13 protein-coding genes are annotated in these 12,818 nt (G+C 64.5%); all 13 read right to left on the reverse strand.

Annotation, left to right across the window (positions count from 1 at the left end):
• Position 1: 1 nt before the first annotated feature.
• Positions 2-778: an acyl-ACP--UDP-N-acetylglucosamine O-acyltransferase gene (gene lpxA, locus G7007_RS07500; protein WP_181100435.1), complete on the reverse strand. Its 777-nt coding sequence runs from the start codon at positions 776-778 to the stop codon at positions 2-4.
• On the reverse strand, positions 775-1,215 hold the full coding sequence (gene fabZ / locus G7007_RS07505; RefSeq protein WP_060392851.1) for a 3-hydroxyacyl-ACP dehydratase FabZ: 441 nt from the start codon (positions 1,213-1,215) through the stop codon (positions 775-777). The genes lpxA and fabZ overlap by 4 nt, the downstream gene beginning before the upstream one ends.
• A 114-nt stretch (positions 1,216-1,329) precedes the next feature.
• Positions 1,330-2,385, reverse strand: a complete 1,056-nt coding sequence (lpxD, locus tag G7007_RS07510) for a UDP-3-O-(3-hydroxymyristoyl)glucosamine N-acyltransferase (RefSeq protein ID WP_375139482.1) — start codon at positions 2,383-2,385, stop codon at positions 1,330-1,332.
• 2 nt (positions 2,386-2,387) lie between these two features.
• The gene (locus G7007_RS07515) at positions 2,388-2,825 is read right to left on the reverse strand and encodes an OmpH family outer membrane protein (RefSeq protein WP_375139483.1); all 438 of its coding nucleotides are present in this window, start codon (positions 2,823-2,825) and stop codon (positions 2,388-2,390) included.
• Positions 2,826-2,936: 111 nt separating this feature from the next.
• Positions 2,937-5,282, reverse strand: coding sequence for an outer membrane protein assembly factor BamA (gene bamA, locus G7007_RS07520; protein ID WP_181100438.1), 2,346 nt, complete (start codon positions 5,280-5,282; stop codon positions 2,937-2,939).
• Positions 5,283-5,354: 72 nt separating this feature from the next.
• The gene (rseP, locus tag G7007_RS07525; protein ID WP_181100439.1) at positions 5,355-6,707 is read right to left on the reverse strand and encodes an RIP metalloprotease RseP; all 1,353 of its coding nucleotides are present in this window, start codon (positions 6,705-6,707) and stop codon (positions 5,355-5,357) included.
• Positions 6,708-6,754: 47 nt separating this feature from the next.
• Positions 6,755-7,945 (reverse strand): 1-deoxy-D-xylulose-5-phosphate reductoisomerase, encoded by a 1,191-nt coding sequence (gene ispC / locus G7007_RS07530; RefSeq protein ID WP_181100440.1) that lies wholly within the window; start codon positions 7,943-7,945, stop codon positions 6,755-6,757.
• Positions 7,942-8,757, reverse strand: coding sequence for a phosphatidate cytidylyltransferase (locus G7007_RS07535; protein ID WP_181100441.1), 816 nt, complete (start codon positions 8,755-8,757; stop codon positions 7,942-7,944). The genes ispC and G7007_RS07535 overlap by 4 nt, the downstream gene beginning before the upstream one ends.
• Positions 8,757-9,512 carry a polyprenyl diphosphate synthase gene (gene uppS / locus G7007_RS07540; RefSeq protein WP_060392844.1) on the reverse strand — a complete coding sequence of 252 codons (756 nt, stop codon included), beginning with the start codon at positions 9,510-9,512 and terminating at the stop codon, positions 8,757-8,759. The genes G7007_RS07535 and uppS overlap by 1 nt, the downstream gene beginning before the upstream one ends.
• A gap of 15 nt (positions 9,513-9,527) precedes the next feature.
• Positions 9,528-10,085, reverse strand: coding sequence for a ribosome recycling factor (gene frr / locus G7007_RS07545; protein WP_060392843.1), 558 nt, complete (start codon positions 10,083-10,085; stop codon positions 9,528-9,530).
• Positions 10,082-10,825, reverse strand: coding sequence for a UMP kinase (gene pyrH, locus G7007_RS07550; protein ID WP_060392842.1), 744 nt, complete (start codon positions 10,823-10,825; stop codon positions 10,082-10,084). Before pyrH ends, frr begins: the two co-directional genes overlap by 4 nt.
• Before the next feature lie 183 nt (positions 10,826-11,008).
• Positions 11,009-11,872, reverse strand: a complete 864-nt coding sequence (gene tsf, locus G7007_RS07555) for a translation elongation factor Ts (RefSeq protein ID WP_181100442.1) — start codon at positions 11,870-11,872, stop codon at positions 11,009-11,011.
• Between the two features lie 181 nt (positions 11,873-12,053).
• A complete protein-coding gene (gene rpsB, locus G7007_RS07560; protein WP_060392840.1) occupies positions 12,054-12,791 on the reverse strand; it encodes a 30S ribosomal protein S2 in 738 nt (245 codons plus the stop codon).
• Between the last annotated feature and the right edge of the window lie 27 nt (positions 12,792-12,818).

Genomic DNA, 12,818 nt, shown 5'->3' on the forward strand with positions numbered 1-12,818 from the left:
GTCAGCGCGTGATGCCGCGGGCGGAGGTCAGGATGGACTGGCGGAACAGTTCGACTTCGGCGAACTGGGTCGCCAGCGGGTCCAGCTCGTTGAGCGCTTCTTCGACGCCCAGGCCCTGGCGGTAGACGATCTTGTAGGCACGGCGCAGGGCGTGGATCACGTCGTCGCCGAACCCACGCCGGCGCATGCCCTCGAAGTTCATGCTGCGGGCCTCGGCGGGGCTGCCGAACACCGTGACGAACGCAGGGACGTCCTTGCCGATGGCCGTGCCCATGCCCGAGAAGCTGTGGGCGCCGATGCGGCAGTGCTGGTGCACCAGGGTATAACCGGAGAGGATCGCCCAGTCGCCGACGTGGACATGCCCGGCCAGCGCGGTGTTGTTGACCAGGATGCAGTGGTTGCCGATCACGCTGTCATGGCCGATGTGGGCATAGGCCATGATCAGGTTGTGGTCGCCGATGGTGGTTTCGCCCCGGTCCTGCACGGTGCCGCGGTGCAAGGTGACGCCTTCGCGGATCACGTTGTGGTCGCCGATCACCAGGCGTGTCGGCTCGCCGTTGTACTTCAGGTCGGGGGTATCCTCGCCGATGGACGAGAACTGGTAGATACGGTTGTGCTTGCCGATCACGGTGGGACCCTTGAGCACCACGTGGGGACCAATGACGCTGCCCTCGCCGATCTCGACACCCGGCCCGACGATTGACCAGGGCCCGACCTCGACACCGTCGGCCAGCACGGCCGAGGGATCGATGATTGCCCGTGGATCGATCAAACTCACAGTGCGCGTTCCGCGCAGATGATCTGGGCCGAGCACACCGGCTTGCCATCGACCGTGGCCTGGCACTCGAACTTCCAGATCTGCCGCTTGCGGCTGAGGAACTTCGCTTCGAGGATCAGCTGATCGCCCGGCAGCACGGGCTGGCGGAAGCGCAGGTTGTCGGAGCCCACGAAATAATAGAGCGTGCCGTCGGCCGGCTTGGCATCGAGCATCTTGAACCCCAGGATGCCGGCCGCCTGAGCCATCGCCTCGATGATCAGCACGCCCGGCATGATCGGGTGCGCCGGGAAGTGGCCATTGAAGAAGGGCTCATTGATGCTGACATTCTTGTAGGCACGAATGCTCTGGGCCTCGAAATCCAGCTCCGTCACACGGTCCACCAACAGGAACGGGTAACGGTGAGGCAAGTATTCGCGAATCTCGTTGATGTCCATCATTTCGGGGGGAAGCCTGTAGTAATAATAAGGAGCGCCGGTGCTGACCACACGCTCCTCATGCAATGCCAGAGGGGAGCCAGCGAGCCACGGTTCACGCTTGCTCGGAAAATGTTATCAGCCTTCTGATGGTGGCTGTCCGTCCGAGGTCACGGCGACGACGCGTTTTTCCAGCTGTGCCAGACGCTTGGACATGTCGTCGAGCTGACGAATGCGCGCAGCGCTCTTGCGCCAGTCGGCCAATGGCTGCATGGCAGTACCCGACGAGTAGGCCCCGGGTTCGGTGATCGATCGGGTGACCATGGTCATCCCGGAGACGAACACGTTGTCGCACACGTCGATGTGGCCGACCATGCCCACGCCACCGGCGATGGTGCAATGCTTGCCGATCCGGGTGCTGCCCGAGATGCCGACGCAGGCGGCCATGGCCGTGTGGTCACCCACCTGGACGTTGTGGGCGATCTGGATCTGGTTGTCGAGCTTGACCCCGTCACCGATCACGGTGTCGGACAGCGCGCCGCGGTCGATGGCGGTGTTGACCCCCACTTCCACGTCGTCGCCGAGCCTGACGCCACCGATCTGGGCGATCTTGCGCCACACGCCCTTCTCGTTGGCGAAGCCGAAGCCTTCGCCGCCGAGCACGGCGCCGGACTGGATCACCACCCGCTTGCCGATGGTCACATCGTGGTACAGCGTGACCCGAGGCGCCAGCCAGCCGCCTTCGCCGATCACGCAACGTGCGCCGATCACGCAGTGCGCGCCGAGGGTCACCGCCGGGCCGATCCGGGCGCCCTGCTCGATCACCACGAACGGACCGATGCTGGCCGTGGCGTCCACCTGGGCGTCATCGGCCACCACGGCGCTGGGGTGGATCCCCGCGACCGCCTTGGGCTTGGGATCGAACAGGTGCGAAAGGCGTGCATAGGCCAGATACGGATCCGGGACGATCAGCGCATTGCCCTGGAAGCCCTCGGCATCGGCTGCCTTGAGCAACACCGCTGCCGCCGAGCACCCGTCCAGGTACTTGCGGTACTGCGGGTTGGCGAGAAAGCTCAATTCACCGGGGCCGGCCTCCTGCAAGGTGGCCAGCCCGGTGATCGATACGGACTCGGCGCCCTGCAAGGTGGCGCCGAGGGTCTCGGCCAGTTGGCCGAGCGTGATGGTCGCGCTCATGATCAACGGGCTTGGTTCATGCGCTCGATGACTTGGCGGGTGATGTCGTACTGAGGCTTGACATCGATGACCGCGCCGCGCTCGAGTACCAGGTCGAAGCCGCCCTTCTTGATCACTTCCTCGACCGCGCCGTCGAGCTTGGGCTTGAGCTGCTTGAGCATGTCACGGTCGGCGACCGCCTTGGCTTCGTTCAGCTCCTTGGACTGGAACTGGAAGTCGCGGGCCTTCTGCTTGAACTCGAGTTCCAGGCGCTCACGCTCAGGCTGCGGCATCTTGTCGCCACCCTTGATGATGCGATCCTGGATGCCCTTGGCGCTGCTTTCCAGGGTCTTGAGCTTGGAAAGCTGCGGGCCGAACTTCTTCTCGGCATCGACCGCGTACTTCTTGGCGGCGTCGGATTCGAGCAGGGCCATCTGATAGTTCAGCACGGCGACTTTCATTTCGGCGAAGGCCGGGGTGGCGACCAGCGCCGCGGCCACGATGGCCAGTTTGAACAGGTTGCGCACGATGTACTCCTGCAAGATCCGTTGTCGTTGAGCTCGGGTCAGACCTCAGAAGGTCTGGCCCAGGGAGAATTGGAACACTTGGGTTTCGGCGTCGTCCGGTTTCTTGATCGGCATCGCCAGGCTGAAGCTCAGCGGGCCGAGGGCGGTGATCCAGGTCACGCCCAGGCCGACCGAACTGGCCATGTCGCCGAACCCGACGCTCGGGCAGTTGCGCGAGGAGCCGCAGTTGGTGTCGAACACGTTGCCCACGTCCCAGAAGACCGAGGTACGCAGCGAGCGCTGGTCCTTGACGAAGGGCAGCGGGAAGAGCAGTTCGGCGCCGCCCTGGATGAGGACGTTGCCGCCGAAGGCCAAGGGGTCCTGATCGGGGTCCCTTTCCGTTCCGTTTTTACCGGTACTTGGCGTACTGCGTGGACCAAGGGTGTTGTCCTTGAAACCACGTACCGAGTTGAAGCCACCGGCATAGTAGTTCTCGTAGAACGGTAGCCCCGAGGTCGAACCGAAGCCGTCACCATACCCCAGCTCCGTGTGCAGACGCAGGGTGTAGTTGTTGGTGATCGGCTTGAAGACCTGGCCACGGTAGTCGAGCTTGTAGAACGACAGGTCGCTGCCGGGAATGGTGGTTTCGAAGGTCAGGCTCTGGGAATGACCGCGCGTTGCCAGCACACCCTTGTTCAGGGTCGATTCCGACCAACCGACCGAGGCCTTGAAGTTGGTGAAGTCCTTGCCTTCCTTGTCGAGGAAGTCGAAGATCTCATCGACGGTGTACTTGCCGGTCTTGATCTCGTCCTGCTGCACGCTCAACCCGTAGGTCAGGCGCGAGGTCTCGCTGATCGGGTAGCCGATGTTGACGCCCATGCCCAGGCTGTCCACCGCATAGCTCGCCACGTCGACGTCGAGGTCGTCGTAGTCGGTGCTGCGATAGAAGGCGTTGTAGCCCAGGCTCACGCCGTCGGCGGTCCAGTAGGGGTCGACGAAGCCGAAGTTGTACCGGGTCTGGTATTCGCTGCGGTTCAGGCCGATGGACACCTTGTTGCCGGTGCCGAGGAAGTTGCTCTGGCTGATCGAGCCGCCCAGGATCAGGCCGGCGCTCTGGGCGAAGCCGACGCTGGCGGTGATCGAACCGGAGGCCTGCTCCTCGACGCTGTAGTTCACGTCGACCTGGTCGTCGGTGCCCGGCACCGGCGGCGTCTCGACGTTGGCTTCCTTGAAGAAGCCCAGGCGCTCCAGACGGGTCTTGGACTGGTCGATCAGGTAGGTCGAGGCCCAGCCGCCTTCCATCTGGCGCATCTCGCGGCGCAGCACCACGTCGTCGGTCTTGGTGTTGCCGCGGAAGTTGATGCGGTTGACGTAGGCGCGCTTGCCCGGATCCACCACGAAGGTGATGTCGACGGTGTGGTCCTGGTCGTTCGGTTGCGGCACGCCGTTGACGTTGGCGAAGGTGTAGCCCTCGTTGCCCAGGCGGCGGGTGATCAGCTCGGACGTGCTGGTCATCACCTTGCGCGAGAACACCTGGCCCGGCTGCACCAGCAGCAGCGACTTGACCTGGTCTTCGGGCAGCTTGAGGTCGCCCGAGAGCTTCACGTCACGGACGCTGTACTTCTCGCCTTCGTTGATGTTGACGGTGATGTAGACGTGCTTCTTGTCCGGCGTGATGGACACCTGGGTGGAGGCGATGTCCATGTTGATGTAGCCGCGGTCCAGGTAGTAGGAACGCAGGCGCTCCAGGTCACCGGAGAGCTTTTCGCGGGCGTACTTGTCGTCGTTGCGGATGAACGACAGCCAGTTGGAGGTCTTGAGCTCGAACAGGCTGCTCAGCTCGTCGTCGTCGAACACGGTGTTGCCGACCACGTTGATGTGCTGGATGGCCGCGACTTCGCCTTCGTTGATCGTGATCTTGATGCCCACGCGGTTGCGCGGCTCGGGCACGACTTCGGCATTGACCTCGGCCGAGTAGCGGCCCTGGGCCACGTACTGGCGCTGCAGCTCGTTGCGCACGCCTTCGAGCGTGGCGCGCTGAAAGATCTCGCCTTCGGCCAGGCCGGACTGCTTGAGCCCTTTCATCAGGTCGTCGGTGCTGATGGCCTTGTTGCCTTCGATCTCGATGCTCGCCACCGACGGGCGCTCGACCACGTTGATGATCAGAACGTTGCCGTCACGGCTCAGTTCGATGTCCTGGAAGAAGCCGGTCCGGAACAGCGAACGGGTCGAGTCCACCAGGCGCCGATCGTCGGCCTGGTCACCCACGTTCAGGGGCAAGGCGCCGAACACGCTGCCGGCGGACACCCGCTGCAGGCCATTGACACGAATATCGGAGATGGTGAAGGACTCGGCGTGAACTTCAGCGATCATCAATGCGGAAAGCACCGCAGTTAGCAGCAGACGTTTCATGAAGTCCTTTTATTCCAACTGGCAATAAACAACCTGCCGCACGGGGGCGGCAGGTTCGCAATGCGCGTAGCGTTAAAGTCGACCCAGATCGTTGATCAGGGCGAGTAGCATCACCCCAAGGACCAAACTGACACCGATCTGGACCCCCCAACCTTGCACCCGATCCGAGAGCGGACGACCGCGCGTCCACTCGATCAGGTAGAACAGCAAATGCCCCCCATCCAGCACGGGAATGGGCAGCAGGTTCAGAACTCCCAGGCTTATGCTCAGGTAGGCGAGGAAATTCAGGAAATCACCGACGCCGGACTGGGCTGAAGCGCCCGCCACTTTAGCAATGGTTATCGGTCCACTCAAGTTTTTTACCGAGAGCTCGCCGAACAGCATTTTCTTCAGCGACTCCAGGGTCAGCACGCTCATCGACCAGGTTCTGGACAGCCCCTGACCGACGGCTTCCAGCGGCCCGTAGCGGACTTCGCGCAGCATCTCGGCAGGCCATTGCCCGCCCTTCACGCCCGCGCCCAGGTAGCCGGACGCCGCGCTGCCTTCCCCGCGGTGCGTCAGCGTGACGCTGCGCTCGATGACCTGGCCATCGCGCTCCAGGCGCAGCTGTACCGTGCTGTCGGCACGCCCGCGCACCGTGTCGACCACCTGCTGCCAGTCGTCGAGCGCCTTGCCGTCCAGTGTCAGCAAGCGATCGCCGGTCTTGAGCCCTGCCGCTGCGGCAGGCCCCTTGGGGTCGAGCTCGGCCAGCACCGGGGCGATGGCCGGCCGCCATGGGCGCAGGCCCAGGGACCGGATCGGGTCGGGCTCACCCTCCCCCTTGAGCCAGTCCTTCAAGGTGACCGCGTGCGACGACTCGGTGGTACTGCCCGGCTCGAGCACCCCGACGCGCACGGTGCCGGTCTCGCCGAGGCGCCGGACCAGTTGCAGGTTCACCGCCGACCAGCCGGTCGTCGGCTCGCCGTCGACCGACACGATTTCCTGACCGTCGCGCAGACCGGCCTGCGCCGCCAGGCTGCCGGGCTCGACCGCGCCGATGACCGGACGGATCTGCTGGCTGCCGAGCATGGCCAGCAACCAGAAGAACACGATGGCCAGCAGGAAGTTGGCGATCGGCCCGGCGGCGACGATGGCGATACGCTGCCCCACCGACTTGCGGTTGAACGCCTGATCGAGCTGCGCCTCCGGCACCGCCGCCTCGCGCTCGTCGAGCATCTTCACGTAGCCGCCCAGGGGGATGGCGGCGATCACGAACTCGGTGCCCTGGCGATCATGCCAGCGCACCAGGGGCGTGCCGAAGCCGACCGAGAAGCGCAGCACCTTGACCCCACAGCGACGGGCCACCCAGAAGTGGCCGAACTCGTGGAAGGTGACCAGCACGCCCAGGGCGATCAGGGTGCCGACAATCATGTAGAGCGCAGTCATGGGAATCTCCGAAGGCGTTCAGCCAGGGTCAGCGCGCGGTGACGGCCTTATCGGCCATGCCGCTCCAGCCAGTGGCTCGACAGCTCGCGGGCGCGCCGGTCGGCCTCGAACACGGCCTCCAGCGACGCCACGGGCTCGACCGGCTGCTGTTCGAGGACCTGCGCAATGATACGCGCGATCTCGGGGAAGCGGATACGCCCTTGGAGGAACGCCTCCACGGCGATTTCGTTGGCCGCATTGAGCGTGGCCGGGGCGCTGCCGCCCGCTTGCGCGGCGTCTCGCGCCAGGCGCAGGCAGGGGAAGCGCTGGTCGTCAGGCATCTGGAAGTCCAGCCGGGCGATGGCGAACAGGTCCAGCGGCGCCACGCCCGAGTCGATGCGCCGGGGCCACGCCAGCGCATGGGCGATGGGCGTGCGCATGTCCGGATTGCCGAGCTGGGCCAGCACCGACCCATCCACATAGTCGACCAGCGAATGGATGACGCTCTGCGGGTGCACCACCACCTCGACCTTCGAGGGCGGCGCGTCGAACAGCCAGCAGGCCTCGATCAGCTCCAGACCCTTGTTCATCATGCTCGCCGAATCCACGGAGATCTTGCGCCCCATGGACCAGTTGGGGTGCGCGCAGGCCTGCTCGGGGGTGACGTCGAGCAACGCGTCGGCCGACAGTTCGCGGAACGGACCACCCGACGCCGTGAGCAGGATCCGGCGCACGCCCACGGCGTCCAGCCCTCGGGCATAGTCGTGTGGCAGACACTGGAAGATCGCGTTGTGCTCGCTGTCGATGGGCAGCAGCACCGCGCCACTGCGCTGCACCGCCTGCATGAACAGCGCACCGGACATCACCAGCGCTTCCTTGTTGGCCAGCAGCACCTTCTTGCCCGCCTCGACCGCGGCCAGGGTCGGTCGCAGCCCGGCAGCGCCGACGATGGCCGCCATCACCGTGTCGACCTCCGGCGCCGACGCCACCTGGCACAGGCCGGCCGCGCCCACCAGCACCTCGACGGCCACCTGCGCCGCCGCCAGGCCCTGGCGCAGTCGCAGGGCCGCCGCCTCGTCCGGCACCACGGCGCAGACCGGGCGGTGCTGCACGCACAGCGCCAGCAGTTCGTCGATGCGGGAGAACCCGGTCAAGGCGAAGACCTGGTACTGCTCGGGATGGCGGGCGATCACGTCCAGCGTGCTCAGGCCGATGGAGCCGGTCGCCCCCAGTACGGTGACCTGTTGCACGCGACTCACATCACACCCCATTCGGCAGCCCACAACAGCACGGCGAACAGCGGGATGGCCGCCGTCAGGCTGTCGATGCGGTCGAGCACGCCGCCGTGGCCGGGTAGCAGGTTGCTGCTGTCCTTGATGCCGGAGCGGCGCTTGAACATGCTTTCGGTCAGGTCGCCGATCACCGAGGCCATCACCACCAGCGCCCCACCCAGCACGCCGATCAGCAGTTGGCCCAGACTCCAGTCTCGGTACAGACCGACCGCGACCACGATCGCCAGGCTCACCGCCAGCCCGCCGTAGACGCCTTCCCAGCTCTTGCCAGGGCTGACCTGGGGCGCCAGCTTGCGCTTGCCGAAGGCTCGCCCGGAGAAATAGGCACCGATGTCGGCCGCCCAGACCAGCATCATCACCGACAGGATCAGCCAATTGCCCATCGACCAGTGCTTGAGCAGGATCAGCCCCTGCCAGGCGGGCAGCAACACCAGCACGCCGATCAGCAGGCGACACGCCGCGCTGGCCCACAACTCGCTGCTGCGTGGATAGGTCAGCACCAGCCAGGTGGCCACCCCCCACCAGATCACCGACGCGCCCAGCACCCACGGCGCCAGGTCCGGCATCAGGTGCAGCACCATCAGTGCGCCGGCGATGACCGCCGCGTAGGCCAGGCGCAGCGGCTGCGCCTCGAGCCCGGCCAGGCGCGCCCACTCCCAGGCACCCAGGCTGACCACCAGGCCGATGAACAAGGCGAAGTCTCCGCCTTGCAGCAGGAAGAAACCGCCCAGGGCGATCGGCAGCAGGATCAGCGCGGTGATGATGCGTTGTTTAAGCATTAGGCACGAGCTCCAGATTCGACCTGCTCGCTCGTCTTACCGAAACGACGCTGGCGCGAAGCGAAATCGGCCAGCGCGGTGCGCATGGCGTCGTGTTTGAAATCCGGCCAGTACAGGTCGGAAAAGTACAGCTCGGCATAGGCCAGCTGCCAGAGCAGGAAGTTGCTGATGCGATGCTCGCCACCGGTACGGATGCACAGGTCCGGCAACGGCAGGTCGCCGGTGACCAGACAGGTCTGCAGCAACCCGGGGGTGATGTCTTCCGGGCGCAGGTGCCCGGCCTGGACCTCGCGGGCCAGGCGCTGCGCGGCCTGGGCGATGTCCCACTGGCCGCCGTAGTTGGCGGCGACCTGCAAGGTGAACCGGGTATTGCCCGCCGTCAGCGATTCGGCCTCGCGGATCGCCTGCTGCAGTTCGGGGTGAAAGCGCGAGCGATCCCCGATGATGCGCAGGCAGATGCCGTTTTCGTTGAGGCGCCGGGCTTCCCGGCGCAGGGCCGAGAAGAACAGCTCCATCAACGCGCCCACTTCATCGGCCGGACGCTGCCAGTTCTCGCTGGAGAAGGCGAACAGGGTCAGCACCTCGACCCCCGCCTCGGCGCAGACTTCGATGACTGCGCGAACGGCGTCGACCCCCGCCTTGTGCCCGGCGACGCCAGGCAACAGGCGACGCTTGGCCCAGCGGTTGTTGCCGTCCATGATGATCGCGACATGACGCGGCACCGAGGACGGGGCCGCTGGCTTGGTCTTTTCCATTGAAAAACCCTGGCCTTAGACGGCCATCAGGTCCTTTTCCTTGGCCTTGAAGGCAGCATCGACCTCGGCCACGTACTTGTCGGTCAGCTTCTGGATTTCGTCAGCGGCGCGACGCTCTTCGTCTTCGCTGATCTCCTTGTCCTTGGTCAGCTTCTTCAAGTCGGCCAGGGCATCACGACGGACGTTGCGCACGGCGACCTTGGCATCCTCGGCGACGCCGCTGGCCTGCTTGGTGTAGCCCTTGCGGGTCTCCTCGGTCAGGGCTGGCATCGGGACACGAATGGTGGTGCCGGCGCTGGAGGGGTTCAGGCCCAGGTCGGAGGTCAGGATGGCCTTCTCGATCGCGGCGCTGAGGTTCTTGTCATGGGCGACGATCTTCAGGGTGCGCGCGTCCTCGACGCTGACGGCGGCGACCTGGTTCAGTGGCATCTCGCTGCCCCAGGCCGGGACCTTGACGCTGTCCAGGATGCTGGGGTGGGCACGGCCGGTGCGGATGGCCGCCAGGTTGCGTGCCAAGGCCTCCAGGGACTTGCCCATGCGGTCCTGGGCGTCTTTCTTGATGTCGTTGATCATGCTTGGCCTTCCTCGATCAGGGTTCCTTCGGCGCCACCCACCACGATGTTCAGCAGGGCGCCAGGCTTGTTCATGTTGAAGACACGCAGTGGCATCTTGTGGTCGCGGCACAGGCAGATCGCGGTCAGGTCCATGACGCCGAGCTTGCGATCGAGGACCTCGTCGTAGGTCAGGCGATCGAACTTCTCCGCGTGCGGATCCTTGAACGGGTCGGCGGTGTACACGCCATCGACCTTGGTCGCCTTCAGCACCACGTCGGCATCGATCTCGATGGCGCGCAGGCAGGCGGCGGAGTCGGTGGTGAAGAACGGGTTGCCCGTGCCGGCGGAGAAAATTACCACATCGCCGGACTTGAGTTGACGATTGGCTTTGCGGCGATCGTAATGATCGGTCACGCCCACCATGGAAATCGCCGACATGACGATGGCCGAGATGTTCGAGCGCTCCAGGGCGTCGCGCATGGCCAGGGCGTTCATGACCGTGGCCAGCATGCCCATGTGGTCACCGGTGACGCGGTCCATGCCGGCGGCACTCAGCGCGGCACCGCGGAACAGGTTGCCACCGCCGATCACCAGGCCGACCTCGACGCCGATGCCGACCAGCTGCCCGACTTCCAGGGCCATGCGGTCCAGGACCTTCGGGTCGATGCCAAACTCTTCCGAACCCATCAGGGCCTCGCCGCTAAGTTTGAGCAAAATGCGTTTATAGCGAGGTTGGCGACCACTCACCTGCTGAGCCATTGCGAGTCTCTCCTGCGGCGTTGTATAGAAAATTCTGAGCGGGCTGGATGCAGCCTGCCAAAGACTGTAGCGCGGCGCTGCTTCAGCGCCAACGCCTGCCGGCAGGGTAAACCGGCAGGCGCTTTGAAAAAGAGGCTGCGCGCGTGAGCGGGCAGCCTCTTCGGGGCGACAGACGGGGCTGTCTTACTGCTTGGCGGCAGCAACCTGTGCGGCAACTTCAGCAGCGAAGTCGTCGATTGGCTTCTCGATGCCTTCGCCCACCTTGAAGTAGGTGAAGGACACGATTTCAGCGCCGGCTTTCTTGGCCAGCTCGCCGACCTTGACTTCCGGGTTCATGACGAAGGCCTGCTCTTTGAGCGAGGCTTCGGCCTTGAACTTGGTGATGCGGCCGTTGATCATGTTCTCGACGATGTTCTCTGGCTTGCCAGCGATCTTGTCGGCGTTGAGCTGCAGGAAGACGCCCTTCTCGCGCTCGATGGCTTCGGCGGAGATTTCCGACGAGTCCAGGAATTCCGGGTTCGATGCCGCGACGTGCATGGCGATGTTCTTGGCCAGCTCGACGTCACCGCCTTTCAGAACGACGACAGCGCCGATCTTGTTGCCGTGCAGGTAGGCACCGACGACGTCGCCTTCCACGCGCACCAGGCGGCGGATGTTGACGTTTTCGCCACACTTGGCGACCAGGGCTTCACGAGCGGCTTCGCGCGAGGCGATCAGCGGCGCGGCGTCGGTCAGCTTCTGGGCGAAGGCTTCTTCCAGGCTTTCGGCGACGAAGTTCTTGAAGTCGTCTTGCAGGGCCAGGAAGTCGGTCTGCGAGTTCACTTCCAGCAGGACGGCGGACGTGCCGTCGGTCTTGACGGCGATCGCGCCTTCGGCAGCGACGTTGCCAGCCTTTTTAGCGGCCTTGATGGCGCCCGAGGCACGCATGTCGTCAATGGCTTTTTCGATGTCGCCGCCAGCCTTTTCCAGGGCTTTCTTGCAATCCATCATGCCTTCGCCGGTACGCTCGCGCAGTTCTTTGACCAGCGCTGCAGTAATTGCTGCCATTTCAAAATCCTCTTGGAAAGTTTTTCAACCATTCCACCCGTCGATGACGGGCGTTCAATTCTGCCAATCCGCTGTCTGCGCCCCTATGCCCTGAAAGGCACGGTTGCCGACAGCAGGATCTCAAGGTGGCAAAAAGGGGGCCTAGCCCCCTTTTCGCGTGCCCAGTCGACGCTAGCGTCTCTTACTCGGCAGCGGGTGCAGCCGCTTCTTCAGCGTAGACTTCGGTACCGCCAGCCACGTTGTTGCGGCCGCGGATGATGGCGTCGGCCATCGAAGTCATGTACAGCTCGATGGCGCGGATGGCGTCGTCGTTGCCTGGGATGACGTAGTCGACGCCTTCCGGGCTGCTGTTGGTATCGACAACGCCGATGACCGGGATGCCCAGCTTGTTGGCTTCGGTGATGGCGATGCGCTCGTGGTCGACGTCGATCACGAACAGTGCGTCCGGCAGGCCGCCCATGTCCTTGATGCCGCCCAGGCTACGGTCCAGCTTTTCCAGGTCGCGCGAACGCATCAGCGCTTCTTTCTTGGTCAGCTTGGTGAACGTGCCGTCTTCGGCCTGGGTTTCCAGGTCACGCAGACGCTTGATCGAAGCGCGGATGGTCTTGTAGTTGGTCAGCATGCCGCCCAACCAGCGGTGGTCGACGTACGGCGAGCCGCAACGTGCTGCCTGCTCGGCGACGATCTTGCCCGCGGAACGCTTGGTGCCGACGAACATGATCTTGTTCTTGCCCTGGGCCAGACGCTCGACGAACGACAGTGCGTCGTTGAACAGCGGCAGGGTTTTTTCCAGGTTGATGATGTGGATCTTGTTGCGCGCGCCGAAGATGTACTTGCCCATCTTCGGGTTCCAGTAACGGGTCTGGTGGCCGAAGTGCACACCGGCCTTCAGCATATCGCGCATGTTGACTTGGGACATGATTGTTCCTTGATAAGTCGGGTTGGG

Source organism: Pseudomonas entomophila, assembly GCF_013523125.1.
Classification (GTDB): Bacteria; Pseudomonadota; Gammaproteobacteria; order Pseudomonadales; family Pseudomonadaceae; genus Aquipseudomonas; species Aquipseudomonas entomophila_B.